The sequence below is a fragment of the Marinoscillum sp. genome (genome assembly GCF_040222955.1).
Classification (GTDB): Bacteria; Bacteroidota; Bacteroidia; order Cytophagales; family Cyclobacteriaceae; genus Marinoscillum.
On record NZ_JAVKCA010000021.1, the window covers coordinates 331,905 to 351,256 of the forward strand.

Annotated in this window: 9 protein-coding genes; 5 read left to right on the forward strand and 4 right to left on the reverse strand. The window is 46.8% G+C overall.

Annotation, left to right across the window (positions count from 1 at the left end):
• The first annotated feature begins 39 nt into the window (after positions 1–39).
• Positions 40–2,754 carry a hypothetical protein gene (locus RIH33_RS19160; RefSeq protein WP_406651359.1) on the forward strand — a complete coding sequence of 905 codons (2,715 nt, stop codon included), beginning with the start codon at positions 40–42 and terminating at the stop codon, positions 2,752–2,754.
• On the opposite strand, the gene RIH33_RS19165 is transcribed toward RIH33_RS19160, so the two are convergent.
• Entirely contained in the window at positions 2,751–4,157 is a 1,407-nt protein-coding gene (locus tag RIH33_RS19165) for an MATE family efflux transporter (RefSeq protein WP_406651358.1), read from the reverse strand. The two genes, RIH33_RS19160 and RIH33_RS19165, sit on opposite strands and share 4 nt — an antisense overlap.
• 329 nt (positions 4,158–4,486) lie before the next feature.
• Between RIH33_RS19165 and RIH33_RS19170 the strand changes: the two genes are divergently transcribed.
• On the forward strand, positions 4,487–5,482 hold the full coding sequence (locus RIH33_RS19170) for a hypothetical protein (RefSeq protein ID WP_406651356.1): 996 nt from the start codon (positions 4,487–4,489) through the stop codon (positions 5,480–5,482).
• On the opposite strand, the gene RIH33_RS19175 is transcribed toward RIH33_RS19170, so the two are convergent.
• The gene (locus RIH33_RS19175; protein ID WP_406651355.1) at positions 5,479–7,521 is read right to left on the reverse strand and encodes a M3 family metallopeptidase; all 2,043 of its coding nucleotides are present in this window, start codon (positions 7,519–7,521) and stop codon (positions 5,479–5,481) included. The two genes, RIH33_RS19170 and RIH33_RS19175, sit on opposite strands and share 4 nt — an antisense overlap.
• Before the next feature lie 79 nt (positions 7,522–7,600).
• On the opposite strand from RIH33_RS19175, the gene RIH33_RS19180 reads away from it, so the two are divergent.
• Together RIH33_RS19180 and RIH33_RS19185 are read left to right on the forward strand one after the other, a co-directional pair.
• A complete protein-coding gene (locus tag RIH33_RS19180) occupies positions 7,601–9,202 on the forward strand; it encodes a mechanosensitive ion channel family protein (RefSeq protein WP_406651353.1) in 1,602 nt (533 codons plus the stop codon).
• Positions 9,203–9,208: 6 nt separating this feature from the next.
• Complete coding sequence (locus RIH33_RS19185) at positions 9,209–10,231, forward strand: zinc-binding dehydrogenase (RefSeq protein WP_406651352.1); 1,023 nt, start codon at positions 9,209–9,211, stop codon at positions 10,229–10,231.
• Positions 10,232–10,321: 90 nt separating this feature from the next.
• Here RIH33_RS19185 and RIH33_RS19190 read toward each other — a convergent pair whose 3' ends face one another.
• Both RIH33_RS19190 and RIH33_RS19195 read right to left on the reverse strand, forming a co-directional pair.
• Entirely contained in the window at positions 10,322–17,497 is a 7,176-nt protein-coding gene (locus tag RIH33_RS19190; RefSeq protein ID WP_406651351.1) for a T9SS type A sorting domain-containing protein, read from the reverse strand.
• Positions 17,498–17,779: 282 nt separating this feature from the next.
• Positions 17,780–18,478, reverse strand: coding sequence for a LuxR C-terminal-related transcriptional regulator (locus RIH33_RS19195; RefSeq protein WP_406651349.1), 699 nt, complete (start codon positions 18,476–18,478; stop codon positions 17,780–17,782).
• A gap of 89 nt (positions 18,479–18,567) precedes the next feature.
• Between RIH33_RS19195 and RIH33_RS19200 the strand changes: the two genes are divergently transcribed.
• Positions 18,568–19,335 carry an alpha/beta fold hydrolase gene (locus tag RIH33_RS19200; RefSeq protein WP_406651347.1) on the forward strand — a complete coding sequence of 256 codons (768 nt, stop codon included), beginning with the start codon at positions 18,568–18,570 and terminating at the stop codon, positions 19,333–19,335.
• The last annotated feature ends 17 nt before the right edge of the window (positions 19,336–19,352 follow it).

Genomic DNA, 19,352 nt, shown 5'->3' on the forward strand with positions numbered 1-19,352 from the left:
ATGATTCCTTAGTATCTTCGTGCTAAAATCAGCGATCTGTTGAAGCGATTTCTCCTTTTCTTATCCATTGTATTACTCCTGGGTGCCGGATATTTCACTTATGACAAATGGGTGAAAAATGCTGACCTGACCTTGTGGTCTTTTGTACCGGGCACTTCCGTGCTGGTCTATGAGTCTTCCACACCTCTGGCTTCCCTTGAGGAAATCAAGCAAACCAGCATCTGGAAAAATCTCAACTATCTTCAGGAAGTTAAAAACATCGACAATCACATCGATCTGCTGGACAGCCTGGCAGGCAAGGGAAATTTCCGCAATTTCTTTGGAGAGAATCCATTGCTGATCTCCCTCAACATTACTTCCAGTAAGTCCTTTGATTTTCTCTTCGTTGTAGAGATTCAGAACCTTTCCCAGCAAACCTACATCAGTAAAGCTCAGGCCTACTTTCGGGAGGCCAGCTATGTCAAACGTACTAGAGAATATGAAGGCTTTACCATCACAGAACTGGTAGGTGATGGCCCCGACAATAGTTTTACCTATATTTTTTACAAGAATTACTTCATCGGCAGTTTCTCCGCCTTCCTGGTAGAAGATGCCATCCGTACGGTGGCCTACGATGAAACGATCGGGTTTGATCAGAAAAATCCCGAACTGAAAGGCCTCACGAAACTCGAAAGAGATCATGGTAATCTTTACCTGAACATGGACCGGATTACGGCCCTGATCAACATATTCACACAAGACCCGACCAACCTGGATCTGGCAAAATCCTCCTTTCTTGACCTGAAAGTCAGCGATAAAACCGCAAACTTTACCGGATTCTCTTTTGTAGACCATCCGGCTCAGTTTCTTAGTAATTTCAAATCCTCCTCCGGAGCAGAATTTGACATAGCCAATATCATTCCCACAGAAGCTTCATGGTTTTACCACTTTAGCACCCGTGATCCGGCCGCACTGGGCACATCCCTCCATCAGTACTTTCAGACGACTGCCCCGGATGTACTGAAATACCAAACAAAGCTGCTGAAGGAAGCAGACTTTGATGTGAACTATACCTTTAATCTCATCGATGAAGAAATAGGGTTGGTGACCATGGAATCAGCGGCTACCGGCGACCACCATCAACTGTTGATTCTGGAAGTCAATGACATGGGTGAAGCCCTCAAGTTTTTCAACTCAGCCGGTGAGCGCCATATGCTTACTACCGGTGACACCCTCTATCATGAGCAGTATGGGGATTATGAAATCCGAAAACTACCTGTGGCCAACTTTCCATATGCACTATTGGGCCACCTCGCAAAAGGCTTTGAGGATTCCTACTATCTCCAGTATCGAAATAACCTGATCTTCAGCAACAATCTCCAGCAACTCAAAAACTTCACCATTTCAATAGAAAATGAGGGCACCTGGACCAAATCACTTCGCATCAGTCACTTTCTGGATCAAACCAATAAAGAGGCCAGCTTCAGCTTGTTCGTGAACACGCCCAGGGTTTGGAATCAGCTACTCAACACCTTAAAGCCTTCCTGGAAGGATCATTTTGCTGAAAATCAGTTCTCCTTTAAGAATCTGGAGTTTCTCGCTTTCCAGTTTAGCACCGTGGATGATAAATTTTACACCAATGTAACTGTCTATCAGCCTAACCTGCCCAACAGAAGTATCCCTGAGCGCATCAAAACACTGAGGTCCATCATCCTTCCTGATTTCATTAAAACCAAGCCGTGGCTGGTCACGAATCACAACAATAAACTCAAAGAGGTATTTGTACAGGATACGGCCAATAATGTCTACCTGATTGGTACCGACTTCTCCGTGATCTGGGATCACCGTATCACGGCGCCCATCATCGGTGATGTGAAACAAATTGACTATTATAAGAATGGGAAACTGCAATACATCTTCGCTACCAAAGATGAAGTGCATATACTGGACCGAACCGGAGCTTATCTCCCTGAGTTTCCCAAAAAACTTGCTCAAATCAAAGAAATCAGCCATTTCGGGATCATTGATTATGACAACACAAAAAACTACAGGTATGCCATTACCGACGACACGGGCTTGATGTACCTCACCGATAAAGACCTGAAACCCCTGCAAGGCTGGAGTCCTAAGAATTTCGGAAAACCCCTCGTGCAGGCACCATTGCACCGAAGAATAGATGGAAAAGACGTGATCATTGCGATCAGGAAAGATGGCAAGCTCTTCGTCCTTACCAGAAAAGGTGATAATTATCCGGGCTTTCCATTGGAAACCAACTCAGAAATATCTGACGAGCTGTTTGTGAGTAGTGCCAATAGCCTCGAAAAGTCCACCATTACCCTCCTGACCACCGGTGGTGAGCTAATAGAAATCAATCTGAAAGGCAGACTTGCACGAAGGGAGCAGTTGTACAAACCCGGTGCAAAAACGAATTTTCAGATCATAGAAGATGTGACTGGAGATTCTTACCTGATTTTGCGTCAAACGGAAAATAGCTACGAGGTACTTGATGAGAATGGTCTGGTCTTATTTGAGAAAAATTACTTCTCCAGCACACCGCTTCATCATCAGTATTATCAGTTGGGGGCTGGTACAGAATTCATCGTTTTCGTGGATCCGGGTGGGTCTTACCTTTACCTCTATGACCGTGAGGGTCAATTGCTAACCGGAAGGCCTCTTGCAGCCACCCAGCCCATCTCGGTCATGCAATATGAAAATGAGTTCCAGATCTACCGTGCTGTAGACAGAAACCTGGAACTCATCTCCGTGTCCTTTTAAACCATCATCGTTTTCCACCTGCCCCTGCGAAAGAGCAGGATACTGATAACCGCTTGCAACGAATGACAAAATGCGATGGTAAAAAAGACACCATTCGCCTGCCAGTCAAGGTACACGGATAGCCAGTAAGCCAGTGGGATTTGTATCACCCAAAAGACAAAGAAGTTCACAATCAAGGGAGTGCGGGTATCACCTGCACCGTTGAAAGCCTGGCTTATCACCATACCGTAAGCAAAAAAAACGTACCCAAAGCAGATGATCTGGAGGGCAGATACAGCAATGACCACCACTCCCGGCTCAACCGTAAAAATGCCTATAATGGGTTCTGCGGCCAGATAAAACACCACTGATACGAGACCCAGGAAAATCATGTTGTAAAAAGCCGTCTTCCATACAGACTCTTCAGCCCTGTCGGGAGCCGATGCGCCCAGGTTTTGCCCTACAAGGGTTGCCGCAGCATTGGACATTCCCCAGGAGGGAAGTATGGTAAATACAATCACCCTAAAGGCAATGGTGTACCCCGCCAACGCTTCGGCACCAAATAAAGACATCACCTTCACCAGAAAAATCCAACTAGCCGACTCAATCAGAAACTGGCCCATTCCACCCAATGAAATCTTCAGGAGCTCCACCACGGTTTTAAACCTGATCACCACATTGGCCCAGCCAATCTTGATAATCCCGCGCTTATTCATCAGGTGATACACCTGATAAAGCACCCCTATTGACCTTCCTAAGGTGGTCGCTATGGCCGCTCCCTCCACGCCATATGCCGGCACTGGACCCCAACCGAATATCAGGAGTGGATCCAGGATCAGGTTTAGACCATTGGCCAGCCAAAGTGCCCTCATGGCAATGGCAGCATCGCCGGCGCCACGAAAAATGGCATTATTCAAAAAAAGCAGAAAAATACTCAGGTTACCCGCAAGCATAATCTGCGTAAAACCCAAACCCTCAGCGATCAGGTCCGGCTTCCCTCCCATCAGTATCAGTATATCCTCAGCGAAAATATACCCTACACCCCCGAGAAGGGCACCGATGATGACCGCCAGAAAAATAGATTGAAACCCGGCATCACTCGCTTTTTTAAACTTCTTTTCGCCCACCCTGCGTGCCACAATGGCCGTGGTGGCCATGCTCAGCCCAATGGCCACTGAATAAATGATCATCAGTACAGACTCTGTAAGGCCTACCGTTGCCACTGCATTGACACTCACCCGCGATACGAAAAAGACATCTGCCACGGCAAAAAGTGATTCCATGACCATCTCAGCGATCATAGGTATGGACAATAGAAAAATAGCCCTGTTAATACTCCCGGAGGTGAACTCACTTTCTGTTCCCCTTAAGGCAGCGATAAATAATTTGAATATTCTCAGAAATTTACTGATAGCTCCAGACATGATATTATGATGTAAAAAATGGAAAATTACTAATCAGGGGAAACCCCTAAGCACTGCTAAGGAATTAGCAGAATCGTGTGCGAGATATGACGGCTATCAGCTTCATAATAATGCAAAGGAAAACATTTTTTTTCTTAAAAAACAACTCACAACTCCCCACCCTCATCTTTGACCACAAAAAATTATCAGATTGATGGTAGAATCTTCCAAATGGCATCCCCTTCCCGGCGCTCCGATTTGAGCCAAAGACAGTCTTTCATGCTACTTTATTAAGTTAAAATTCATATTTTCACCCTTAATACTTATTTTGCTTGGAATCACGGCCTCCTATGAATAAAGATTATAGTGTTTTATTGGAAAATCTTCTCGGAAGAAGGTATGACGAAGCACTCCGGGAATCAATAATCTCCGAAGCCTTTGAGGAAAGTGAATATGCCGAATGCCTTAAATATGCGCTGGAAGGAATGCAGGAGATAGACCCTTCTTATGCCTATAAAACTTTTCACATCACTAAGAGAATTCAGGAAAAAATTGAAAAGGCTTTTGCAGCCATCAACCTGAATGTAGATTTTCGGTATCAGGGAGCCATCCAGACGGAAACCCACGTGGTACTCTATGGTGGAGTGGAGCTTTTGGTGCTGGCCAAGCCCGGCGACAACAAACCATGGGTTACGGTTTCGAGAATGGCCAGGGAAATTCTGGAAGTGCTCTCAGGCGATCTGTCATTCAAAGAAGTGGATTATAGCAGTAAGCTGGACATCCGGCTAAGAACGCTCAAACCGACATGTGAAGTGAAAATTCTGCCGGCCATCTGGCTACAAAACCCTGAATACACGGCTTCCAAAAGAGAAATAGACCGGGGTATCAGCGAATACAACCTGGCCAAGAAAACCCGAAGAAAGTATCTTCCCTTTCTGAACATTGCACGAATCAACTCTAAAGACACACGGTGCAATGGTGGGTTGAAAAAGATGATCAGGCTACTTTGCACACTCCAGCGGGATGCCCATGAGCCCATCGGCCTCAATAACTACCAGATTGGATCCATGCTTTATGCCATCCCGGAAAAGCAGCTCAAGTTTAACCCCGAGTATTCCCTGAGCCTGATCGGCGTGGTGTCTGCTCAGTTGAACCGCATCATTACGGACAGGAATTACAGGGAAAAATTAGTTTCACCAAGTGAAAAAGAGTTGGTTTTTGGTCCTTCTCCGCTGATGAAAGAGGAAATACAAAAGCTCAAAAACGAATTAGACAGCCTCGTAGCGGACATACAAGAGACACTCAGAGCAGAAGGTAAAACCCTCTACTCTGAGATCAAATATTAACTCAGTCCTGCACGCTTCAGCAAAGCATCAGGTGCCGGAGCTTTCCCCCTAAATTTTTTATAAAGTGTCATTGGGTGTTCAGTACCTCCTTTGCTCAGAATATTTTCTTTGAAAGAAAGTGCCGTAGCCTTGTCAAAAACTCCCTTTTCCAGAAAAACAGAAAAAGCATCAGCATCTAACACTTCGGCCCATTTGTAGCTGTAGTATCCGGCAGCATATCCGCCTGCGAAAATATGCCCAAACTGTACACTCATGTTGGTACCCGGCACAGGTGGAAACAAATCAGTAGAGGCAAACGCCTCCTGCTCCACAGCCATAACATCGGCCAGGCTGCCAGCCTTTTCGAACGGAATGTTGTGCCAGCTCATATCCAGAGCAGCAAAACTCAACTGCCTTACAGTGGCATATGCCTCATGATAAGTGGCACTCTTCTTTAGCCTTTTTACGTATTCGGCGGGAATCAACTCTCCATTTTCAAAATGTTTGGCAAACAGGTCCAGGCACTCTTTTTCGTAACACCAGTTTTCTAAAATCTGAGAAGGTAGCTCCACAAAATCCCAGTATACATGCGTACCGGAAAGGCTGGCATAGCGTGTATCCGCCAGCATACCATGCAGGGCATGTCCAAACTCATGAAAGAGGGTGGTAACTTCATCGAATTTGAGCAATGACGGCACATCCTCAGAGGAAGGGGTGAAATTACAAACAATAGATACATGTGGAATGACTTTCTGGCCTCCCTCCTTTTTCTGATCGCGGTAAGAGGTCATCCAGGCCCCACCACGCTTACCGTCCCTCGGGAAAAAATCAGCAAAAAAGATAGCCGTGACTTCCCCCTTGCTATCTAACACTTCATAAGCCTGAACATCCGGGTGATAAACAGGAATTCCTTCGTTTCTTCGGAAAGAAATATCAAAAAGGCGCTCGGCAGTTTGAAACACTCCTGAAATAACATTTTCCAACTTGAAATATGGCTTGGTAAGTTCATCGTCCAGATCATATTTCTTCTTCCTGAGCTTTTCTGAATAATAAGCCCAATCCCATCGCTGAAGCTCGTGCTCGGCTCCAAGCTCCTTCATAAAAGCACGCAGCTCTTCCACCTCTTCTTTTGCTTTGGGCAGGGCCCGTGTCATCAGGTCGGTTAAGAAATCCTCGACCCTAGCAGGTGCTTCGGCCATGCGCTCCTCCAGTACGTACTCCGCATAGGTTTCGTATCCGAGTAGCTCGGCTTTCTCAGCTCTCAACCTCGATAGCTGCAATACTATCTCCTGGTTGTCACGTTCATTTCCCTTCAGCGCCTTACACATATAGGCTTTGTAAAGTCTCTCTCTGAGCGAACGGTTATCGGCATACTCCATCACCGGCATGTAACTAGGTGCCTGAAGCGTGAATGCCCATTTTCCCTCGTGACCCTTCTGCTTAGCGGTGCCGGCTGCCCTGCTGATGACATCCTTTGGCAAACCAACCAGGTCCTCCTTGCTTTCTACCAGGTACAGAAAATCATTGGTCTCAGCCAGCAGGTTTTCACCAAACTGAAGTGAAAGTCTGGAAAGCTCAATAGAAATCTCCTTGTAACGTTCCTTTTTGGCTCCGTCAAGGTCTGCACCGCTCCTCACAAAACCTTTATAGGTCTTGTCCAGCAGCATCAATTGTTCACCATTCAGAGACAGTTGCGCCCGATTTTCGTAAACCGCTTTTATCCGTTCCCACAACCGGGTGTTTTGTTTCACTTCATTATCAAACTCTGACAATAAAGGAGAGGCCTCACGAGCCACTCCTTGTAGCTCGTCATTGGTTTCTGCTGAGTTTAGATTGAATAATACCGATGTAACCCGCTCCATCAGCGCTCCTGATTTTTCCAGTGCCTCTATGGTGTTCTCAAAGGTAGTTGGCGCTGCAGAGCTAGCAATATTTTCGATTTCCTCACGCGCTTCAACTATGGCCTGATTGAGAGCCGGCATATAGTGCTCATTCTTAATTAAATGAAAAGGTGGGACTTCAAAAGGGGTGTTGTATACAGTTAAAAAAGGATTACTCATAAATTCAGTTTGCTTTTACAAAGGGCTCCAAAGGTAAAAGGATTTTACGGTTACCTTTGCCCCAAAAAAAGAGATTAATATGAGCAAGCAACTGCTTTTCGTTGGACTTTGTTTCATCTCCTTTTGGGGTTTTTCTCAGGACTCGCTGTTTGTGGATTTATCCTCTCCATATGCCGCGGTGAGGACACACCTTTATTACCTTCAGGAGGATCATTACAATGAAAATCTGGCGGCTGTCCCATTTGGACTACCGGGCATCGAAAAAGAAGATGCCATGTTGAGTGCCATCAAGCTAAAGCAAATCTGGGATGGGGAAGGTACTTACATCAATATGGATGAGCTGCCGAGAAACCCCAACTATCGGGACAGTACCCGGAACCGGGCACAGTATGTGATCAGCAAAGACCGGCCAGAGATTTTCCTGGAAAAGCGGGGTAACGAATGGATGTACTCCAAATCCACGATCACCTCGATTGATGAAATTCACGATGAAGTGTTCCCATTTGGCACAGATAAACTGCTAGAACTGCTTCCCAAAATGGGTACCAGGAAGATTATGGGGCTTTACCTCTACCAATACCTGGGCATGTTGATCCTGGCTATGCTTTGTGTGGTCATTCACAAAATATTCACTTTCTTCTTTGAGCAACTCATCACCCGAATGCTGCTAAATGCCGGGTATGAGCGTCTGGCCGATCGTTTCTTACTCCCTGTGGCCCGACCGATCAGTATTTTTGTGGTGATCCTGCTCCTTCGGGTGTTCTTGCCGGTGTTGCAGTTTCCTCCGAACGTGGCTCATTGGTCAATGCTTATCCTTAGAGCATTGCTTCCACTTTTTGGCACCATTGTCTTTTACAGGCTGGTGGATATTCTGGCCATGTATTTGGAAAACCTGGCGCGTAAGACCGAAAGCACTCTGGACGATCAACTTGTTCCATTGCTGAGAAAGACACTCAAAACCTTCGTAGTGGGGGTTGGTACCCTCTTTATCCTTCAAAACCTGGACATTCCAATCATCCCGCTATTAACCGGACTCTCCATTGGTGGATTAGCCTTTGCGCTGGCTGCCCAGGATACCATCAAAAATTTCTTTGGGTCGCTGATGATCTTTATCGACCGGCCCTTCCAGATCGGTGACTGGATCACCTCCGGCGAAATAGACGGTAGCGTAGAAGAAGTTGGTTTCAGGTCTTCCAGAATCCGTACATTCCGAAACTCCCTGATGTATGTGCCTAATGGCAAACTGGCCGACAGTACCATTGATAACCACGGCATGCGCCAGTATCGCCGCTTCTACACCCAGATAGCAGTGACTTACGACACTCCTCCCGAACTGATAGAAACCTTCGTAAAAGGCCTGAGAAAGATTGTGGAAAACCATCCGGACACGCGTAAGGACTACTACAACATCTATTTCAACGATATGGCGACTTTCTCCCTCAATATCATGTTTTATATCTTCTTTGAGGTGCCAGACTGGCCGGCCGAGCTAAAGGCCCGGCATGAAGTGCTCATTGAGATCATTAAGCTGGGCAAAAAACTAGGGGTCAATTTCGCCTTCCCTACACAAACCCTGCAAATGGAGAAATTTCCGGGGCAACAGTCACTGTCTCCCTCTTACCTGGGGCAGGCAGAACTCGAATCCCGAATGAACGATCACTTCAATACACCTAAAAACTAACCGCTCATGAGAGTATTTGCCCTTGTAAAAAACGGAGCAGCCAATGAAGCTTTTGAACTCCGCGAACAGGCCACGCCCACTCCCCGGAGTGGGGAATTGCTTATCGAATCTGAAGGGTTCGGGCTCAACTTCGCTGATGTGATGGCCCGACTGGGTATTTACCGGGACTGCCCACCGCTCCCAGCTGTCCTGGGCTATGAAAATGTGGGTAGAATAAAAGCAATCGGTGCTGGAGTAGAGGGATTTGAAGTTGGCGAGCGGGTGTTAGCATTCACCAGGTTTGGGGGATACGCAGATCATGTGATCTCTCCTGCGATGGCTGTAGCCAAAATATCCGAACGTTTCAGTGTGGGGGAAGCCACGGCCCTGGCCACACAATACATCACTGCTTACTTTGCTGCTGAAGAAACGGTGAGCCTTTACAAAGGTGACCATGTGCTCATACATGCCGCTGCCGGTGGAGTGGGCACGGCACTTATCCAGCTTCTGAAAAGAAAGGGCTGTGTGATCTTTGGCACGGCAGGTTCTGAGGAAAAAATGGAGTATCTCCGTGGACTTGGAGTGGACTACCCCATTAACTACCGGGAAGTGGACTATCAGGTAGAAATAGAAAAACTTGGTTTCGGGCGAAAATTAGACGCTACCTTCAATCCCATTGGTGGAGACTATGTAAAAAAGGACTTTAAACTGCTAGGGCCGGGTGGGCGACTTGTTCTTTACGGAGCCTCCAAAATGACCGAAGCGCGTGGCAACATCATAAAAATGCTCAAACTGGTTTTTGGGTTTGGATGGTGGAGTCCTATCGGATTTGTCACCAAATCCACTGCCCTTATTGGCATCAATATGCTTCGCATTGCTGACCACAAGCCTGAGGCCTTTCAGCGTTCACTGCGGGCGGTGATTGACCTGGCAGAATCTGGTGCCATCCAACCGACAGTAGGCAAAGAGTACCCATACGCTGAACTACCGGATGCTCATACCTACCTGGAAAGCAGAAAATCGATTGGCAAAGTGGCTGTGAAGTGGTAACCCAGAAAAAAACCGGCTCCCTGGGAGCCGGCTGCTGCGCTACGACGGTGAAAATTCGCCTATAGCTGCCCTATTATCACAAACCACAACCTATTGTTTTATAATCCTGTAAGACACAATATGACCTTTTGTTGAACTCCTGTCCACAAAGTTGAGGAGATACACGCCCGCAGGCAGTTGATTCATCTGGAGCTGGAACTGATGCTCCAATCCGTTTTTCAGGATGAGCTCTTCCAGCAGGTTTCCATTCATATCCACGAGCCTCGCCACTACATTCGGCGAAACAAGTTTCCGATAATTAATGGTCAGTACATCCTCAACCGGGTTGGGGTATATTTCCAGGTCTTTGAAGTATTTCCTGCGAAAGCCCAGAACGTTCGTTCTCTCTACTACGATCCCGTTTTCAGTGATTGTAACCGCCAATACAAAAGTGTTTCTCTCCACTCCATCTGCGCCAATTTCAAATTCCACGAATGAATTTGGATCCATAGGTATCCCCGGATATTCCACATTGAATCGGTACAAGCCGCTCTCCAGGTCTGTGAAGGTAAACCGGCCCTCATCGTCGGACTGTACATAGGCTATCAAAACGTAAGTACCATCCTGATCTATGCGTCCGCTCCTCACAAACCTGCGAATAGAACATCCGGCACGCTTCACCTTTCTCCGGGCCTCTACACGCCCTCCTTCTTCATCACCCAGCGTGGTACCCACGTCTCCGGTCACCACCCCTCCGTCTGGCAATGGGGGCAGCTCCGGTGGGATTTGTCCCATATTAAGCTCTTCAGTGCTGTCATTTCTCAATTTGAATACCTCTGCCTCCACCCACAAATCCGTCCCCGGGTAATAGGTAGGAAGAAATTCTTCAAGGTCCTCCGGCTCTACTGAGATCAGGTAATCACCCAAAAGCAGGTCATCAAACACAAACCCCGCTTCTGCTCCATTGACAATCCCAAATGTATCATAGGGTATTCCCGGTGCATTGACCCGCAACGCATAACCAACACCTTCCACAAAAGGATCTCCATTCAGGTCGAGTGCCTTGAACGTGAGGTCGGCACTTGCCAGTATTTCATACACACCGCTGGTCAAAGTGAGGTCCGGCACCAAACTGCTTGTGACTTCCAGGTAGTATTCACCCATGGTTTCATAGGTGATACCACTCACCACCAAAGTACCGGTAACATCGGCAGTAGGGTTCGCTCCCAGGTGATTGGTCAGTGTCCATTGGTAACTATTCGCAGTTCCGCCTACAGAAATAATTACCTCATAATCCTCCCCTTGAGGAATGGTCTCCTGTGCGGAACCTCCGACGGGCCTTTGAGAAGCATAGATGATTCCCGATACGTCCATATTTTTCTCCAGGTCATCAAATTCCAGATGATTGCCAGTAACATCCAGAGAAGTGAGGTTTTTCAGAGCTGAGAAATCAGGCAAAGCTGAAATCCTGTTGTCTTTCAAATCTACCAACACCAGTCCCGCCACATCGAGAATGTCTCTACCCAAAGCACCGGTCAATCCGGTCTCCGGAAGCTCAAGTTCGGTAACCCGTTCATTTTCTATGGTTACTCCAAACCACTCGTGAATAGATGATTCATTGGGCCAATTAGCCGCTTCTCCAGTCCAATTAGCTCCATTCATCTGTGCGTACATGTTGGCCAGCGCGGTAGAGTCCCTTTCCAGCGAAGACACTTTGAAGATAATCGGCTCAGTCACAAGGGTAATGTCAGTCACTACCGTACTGGTCACCTCTGCATAATAGGCGCCCTCATCACCAAATCCATTCACGTTAATGGTCAGCGTGGGGCCACTATTTTCCAACTCGATGACCCCTCCACCTGAGAGCGACTGTTTGAACCAGGTATAGGTATTGGCAGACCCTGAGACTTCTCTGGTAAGGAGGTACTCGCTTCCCTGCTGCCCCAGTGTATCGATGCGCACGCCGATGCTGTCCTGCGGAATATAAAGCAGGTTGGTCAGTTCCTGGTTAAGCTCCAGGGAAGCAAAACCGAGCCGGTTGTGAGAAGCATCCAACAACCGAAGTGAAGCGAGACCGGAAAGATCAGGCAGAGAAACTATATGGTTTCCACTAATGTCAAGGGTGTCTGCCCCCACTAAACCATTTGAAATTTCCGGAAAATCACCCGATAAATTATTTTCAGAGAGATCCACTGCAATGACACGGGAGTCTTTCACTGTTACGTCTGTCCATTCCGCTATAGGTGCCCCTGACCGCCAGTTATTCGATCGTGCCCAATTGGCTCCATCCAGGGCATCATAAATTTGCAATAAGGCCAGAGAATCATCCTCCAGCGAGGATACTACCAATCGTACCTCCCGACCGTACAATGTAAGGTCCGGAAGCAAGGAGTTATTCACCTCATAAGTATAGACTCCCTTATCACCGATGGTCAGATTCAATAGTTTGAGCGACTCGGTGAGTTGATCAACCAAGACCTCCCCATCCTTTTTCCAGGTGTAGCTATCGACAGTTCCACCTCCATCGGCCATAAGGATCAGATCCTCACCTACACTCAAGACAGTATCCAACCCCACACCGATAGAATCCTGCGGGGCATACGACCAGTGATAAAGCACCCCATTCAGTGCTTCGAGATCTCCAAAATCCAGTTGGTTATGACTGACAAATAGCGAATCCAGAGACATAGTCTCCAGACCAACTGGCAATTGTCCTAATTCATTACCTGAGAGATCAAGCTCTCTTAGATTTGGCAAAGTAGTGATGCTGTCATGCACATCAATCAGCTGGTTGTTGGCAAAGTTTATAGCTTGGAGGTTTGTCAACTGACCGATTTCAGCAGGGATCTCTCCGTTCAGTTGATTGCCAGCCAGAGCAAGACCTATCACCTTATTATTTTGAACCTCCACACCGTACCACGCATCCACAGCTCCCGAAAGCCAGTTTTCATTATTCAACCAATTGTCTCCATCGGTAGCCTGGTAAATGCTTGCCAGGGTAACAGAATCCTTTGATAAACTCGCTGCTCCAATAGAAGCCATGAAGCCATGAGAAATATCAGAAGAAGACAGTGTATAATCATCTAGTACAAAGGCTGGATCAGAAAAAGAACCACCCAAATACAGGTTATCCTCGTCTACCACAGCCATTACACCCAAATTGGCCACTCCAGTAGTGGTAGTGGCGCTTTTGATCCAATCTACCTGACCTTCACTGGTATACTTAAGGATGTATACATCCTGGTTCCCAACCAAAGGATACTTAGTGTTCTCAATATAAAGATCACCGCGTTGATCAGAGATGACATAGATATTTCCTTCCTCGTCGGTTTCCAATTCATTGTAACCAAATCCATACTCCTTTTCCATAATGCCTTTTGCCCAATTGACTGACCCATCAGGCGATAGCTGAAATAAGAACTTATTGTAATTGAAAGGACTGATCAGGGTATCTGAGCCAAAGCCATGCTTTTTTCCAAACCAGCCCTTGAGTACAGGGTTACCAACGGGGTCTATGGTGAGCGCTGTAGGCCAGCTGGAATAGTCTGTAGTAGGACTTCCAGAATAAGAATCCTGCCAGATACGTGTCCCACTGTTATCATACTTCACTACGAGTACATTTCCATCGCCATCCTCCATGGGAAAAACAGCCCCATCCTCCATAGTGACTCCCGGGGACGTGGCCTCTGTGGCCAGGTAAATATTTCCTTGCTGATCTGCAGCGGTAATACATAAATACTCTATCTCCGATCCGCCAACCGTCCTCACAAAGACCCTGGATCCATCGGCATCATACTTCATCATGAAACAGTCTCCTGAACCTTGATTAGTCATGGTTTCTCCATTCACAATAAGAGATCCTGCCGTAAACACACCAGACAGCAACACCCCGTCTGATAGAATGGTCAGGTCATCCAGGGTAATTTGTGCAGGAAACTCTTCAATCCACAAGAAACTACCCGAAGCAGAAAATTTTGCAATGAAATAATTATAAGGCCCTTCGGAAGAGGTAATCACCGAATCCTGAATAATCAGATCATCCAATCCGCGCTGCCCGATGACATAATTTGCCCCGGACGATTGGTCGTGCACAAGCTTATCGCCAATACCTGAGCGGGCATCGGCACCTTTCAAGTGTGTGAGCCATAAGATGTTATAGTTGGCGTCCATCTTGGCCAAAAAAGCCCCATCTCCCGCGATGGTTTGTCCGAAAACCGTACCTTCAACACTTCCATAAACCAGTAGGTTTTCCTCTGCATCTACTTCCATTCCGGCAGTATTGCTCCTGGTAGCAGTCTCTCCAAAGGCATAGGCGTATGTCCATTCCGGGCCTTCCGTGAGTTCGTTTCCGGTACCCGAAATAGTCACATAGAATGGATCAGTAGTCAGGGTAAGATTCGGTACACTCTCATTTTTGGCCTCCATAGTATAAATACCATTATGGTCCACCGATACGTTTGTGAGAACCAGGCTATCAGCCAGCGCATCCTCTATGATTGCTCCATTTTTGGACCATTGGTAAGTGTTGCCTTCTCCGGCAATCGGGTAATAGATCATCAGATCCGATCCTCCTGCCACGATGGTATCGTATGCCGGCACCTCCAATTGCTGAGGGGAATATACAGTCACGACACCAACATTAGGCGCCAAATCCTCGAAGGTCAGCAGGTTATTAGAAACTGTAAAAATGGAAGGGCTGAGCGCTGAGAAGTCAGGTAATCCGGTAAGCAAATTGTTTTGAAGATGGAACTCATTCAACTGGGTAAGATTGGCCAATTCAGGAGGTACCTCGCCTTCCAATTGGTTAAACCTGACACTGAATACATCCAGGTTGATGAGGGCTCCTAATTCAGGTGGAATGGTACCGGTTAGCTCATTCGTTCTTAGAGTTAAAAAGGTCAGATTGGTCAAGTTCCCCAGTTCAGGAGGGATCGTTCCTCCCAATGGATTATGGGATAATATTAAGTCAGTCAGTGAGGTCATTTCGCCGAGTTCAGGAGGAATGCCTTCTGACAATTGGTTACTGAAAAGACTGAGGTAGTTGAGGCTGGTGAGTTCCGTTAGCGCCAAGGGGATTGGTCCAGAAAATTGATTCAAACCCAGATCTAAATAAACAAGTCCTGTAAGAGCACCCAGCTCCTCTGGTATCAATCCGGTATGCCCATTTCCCACCAGACTCAACTCCTGCAAACTGGGGATCTGGGTAATCTCCAGAGGAAAGTCAACACCCATTTCCATGTTTTGGATTCTCAACACACGCAAACTGGTGTTGTCAGGGCCGAACGGCAACGGTCCAGACAGGGAAGAACCATCCAGCCAGAAAAAGTCAAGCACACTATTTTTCCCGAGTGTATCGGGCAGTGTGATTTCCAGCTCCGAGTTGCCTACTAACCTCACGTCGTAGAGATTAGGCAGGCTCCATAAACCCTCAGGTATGGATGTCACCAGAGAATTGGCCATGTTAAAACTCCACATATTGCTTAATTCCCCTAAAGACGCAGGCAAAGAGCTGATTGGATTGGTTAACCCGAGCACCTCAAGATTGACGAGGTTACCTATGCTCTCCGGTACTGCTCCAGAAATGTTATTATTGTTCAAATTGAGATGTTGCAGCTGATCCAAATTACCCACCTCATCCGGAAGACTTCCTCCCAGATTGTTTCCCGATAGTTGCAGCTCAGTAACGCGCCCTGACTCTGTTTGTACTCCATACCATATTTCCACCGGACCAGACAACCAATGGTCATTGTGGTGCCAGTTCGGACCGTCGGTGGCATTGTAGAATGCCACCAGCGCAAGGGAATCGCTTGCATTAGTGGTTGAAAACGTTTCCGAAGTAACAGTCCACTCAAAACCATTACTTGACCATTGATCTGCCCACTCTATCCAAACAGTATCTTCATCGGTGAGGATAAGTTGTACCTCGGATTCAGGATAAGTGGGGTAGTCAACGTCATCATGCTCAGCAATGATTTCGCCACCACATGATGAGTAGGCCCGAAGATAGGTATCCATTCCTGAGCCAAGAGATGAGATGGTCACCTTCTCGAACGGAACAGAAGGTGAATAGTAAAACCAACGCGGCGCTGAGACGGTGGAGTTGGTACCCAACACCGCTTCAATCGCATTCTCACAACTGTCCCCTGTGGGGCCGACAGAAAGGTTGATCGGCTGACTATTGAGTGTGAGGCCAGGGAATGACGTATTGGTCACATACAAAATGTACTCACCACCATCAGCTACCTGTAGATTAGTGAGAGCAAGGGTAGATTCAGTCGCCCCTGAAACAACCACCCCATCCTTTTCCCAGTAGTAAGAATCATTAACCCCGGCCCCCGGAAGGGGGGCATTGAGCAATGTATCTGCTCCAATCTCAACGTGTGGGTTCTGTGGGCTGCCAAAAGACTTTTGCCCGGTATTTGAGGTGATGACTGATACATTAGGCTCCAGGTCCTCAAAGGTGAAGGAGTTATTGGAGACATTGAAAGTTGTCGCCAGGGGAGCTGAAATGGTCGGAAGCCCGCTGAAGGCATTACTGCTAATGTCGAAGAAAACCAGGCTCGATCCAATACCAGAAGGTATCGATCCCTCAAAATCATTTCCAAACAGTCCGAATTCCTCTACATTGATCCAGTTTGAAAAAGAAGAAGGGATGGTTCCAGACAGCAGGTTATTGCGCACATCAAATTTGACCATATCAAGGTTTCCAAGCACTGTTGGAAGAGTCCCTGAGAGACTATTGTCCCCAATGTACAACAGATTCAATGCAGTCGCATTGGCCAATTCAGCCGGGACAGATCCTGTCAGTTGATTATCAAATAGGGTTAAGCCCGTCAAGGCAGTCATGTTTCCCAATTCGCCGGGAATACCCCCTGATAAGCTATTTGCGCTTAGGTATAAGTATTGGACATTAGCCAGGTTACCCAGGGTGGTTGGGATGGTACCTGTCAGGCCGTTTTCCGCCAGGCTCAAAAAGGTGAGTTCTGCCAGATTTCCGATTTCTTCAGGAATCGAGCCCACCAGGTTATTGCCGTTATAGGAAAAAGTGCCATCGTCGGAAAGATCGAGAGACACCACATTACCCCCACCTACAGTCACACCATGCCAGGTTTCGACCGAGCCAGATAACCAGTTTGTATTATTGGTCCAGTTGGGCCCATCGGTACTGTTATAAAGGGCGACGAGAGCCAGGGAATCCCCGGCATTGGTTTGCGATTTCGCTTCTCTAATGCTCAGCAGGGCAATAGAGATGATGGTCATTTTCAGGATGTAAATAATTAGTTTCATAAGGCGGTTGGTTTAGGCACACAATTGGTTGGGATGAATGACTTATCCATCTTCCATATGATAATAAAATTACAACAGCCTCATAACCAGATCAATACCTATAAATCGGTAAATGCTTTTTAGAATTTGCTAAGGCTCTTTCAAAGGTGACTCACCCATATCTTTCAGTCAATACGCTCAAGAGCGTATTTTTAGAAGGGAGAATTCCGGATGGAAACACTCAAGGATTACAAAAAAGGTAGTAGCTGAAACAGGTGATAACAGCCCGGAAATGGTAAAAGATTACTCCCCAAAGAACATGTCGTAGATCAGGCAATCCTGCACACGCTTGATTCCCAGTTTTTTCCAGATGGAATTTCTATGGGTACGGATGGTATCTTTGGATACTATCAGTTTTTCGGCGATTTCCTGATTGGTGTGCCCCCGCGCCACATACCCCAGCACCTCTTTTTCACGATAGGTCAGCGATTGGAACTTAAGATAGTTGGTAATGGAAACTGGCACCTCTCCCAAAAAATCCCGGAGGATTCGTCCGGTTCGACCCAACTCCGGTAGCCTGTGGTAGAGGCTGAAGTAGTGATCCTTATCCAGAAATTTTTTATAGGTTAAAAACCAGGCGTATTCTCTTTGGCTTGGTTTCCTGACATTCTGAAAATAGGTGATCACCTGATCTGCACACTCCTGGAACGGATGGCTTTTCAGGAAATGAGCAATGTATTTCAGACTTTCGGGATGCACCAGTTTGGTGGAGTATGCATTATCCACCTTCAACAAAAAATACTGGTCCCGTTCAAAATAATCTGCAAAGGCCTTATTCAACATTCTGAAACTCCATCCATCCACATCATTGCTGGACACCATTAGTGGAAAGAAATCAATGACCTCCATGAACCGGTTCCGATCCGTGACGTACAGATCCTGCAACTGGTGTACTTGAAGCCGGTTGTAGTGGAAAGACTCAGTTTCAGTGGTGTAGGCCATTCGGTCTAATTTTAGAGCGAAGTGATACTGAATTTCGGGGTTTATATTGAATTTATTAAATTAACTCGGTTAGGCCAAAAATTCCGTAAATGAATTTACACTTTGAAATCAAGAAAGGGTCAAGAGAAGGTACACTTGTCTTTCTGCATGGTAACTCCAGTTCATGCAAAGTATTCAATGATACCTTCGCCTCCAGTATTGATCATACGCTGATCCGGTTGGATTTTCCCGGGCACGGAGGATCCCCAAGAGATCCTCAAACCTACGACATCCACTCACTCAGATCAATAGTGATCGATTTCATCAAGGAGAAGGCCCATGAACCCTTCCTCCTCATCGGTAACTCTCTCGGTGGTCATTTGGCCATAGAAATACTACCGGAGCTTCCTGACTGCAAGGGCCTGGTCATTTTTGGAACTCCACCTCTTAAGAAACCAATCAATGCGGAAGAAGCTTTTCTCCCCTGTGAGGCCCTGAACACCTATTTCAAAGCAGACTATTCAGAGGAAGAGCTGGACACGACCATGGCTGTAGCTACCTATGGCCCGAATGGCCGGGAGCTTCTCCGCGATGACTTTATCCAGACTGACCCCACCTTCCGATCGGCCTTTTACCACGGAGCCATGGTGGAGGGTCACCTGCTGGACGAAACCGCCATAGTGGCCAGTGACCCCAGACCTGTCTATGTCATCCAGGGTGTGCAGGACCCTACAGTGAATGTCAATTATATCCGCGGGCTTAAAGGGATCACTAAAATTTTTGAAATCAACAAGTGTGGCCATTATGCCAGTCTGGAAGAGCCTTATCAATTCAATTCTATTCTCAAAAAAATAAGCTCAGAGGTATTTAAAGGATGAAATGGAGAATTAACTAA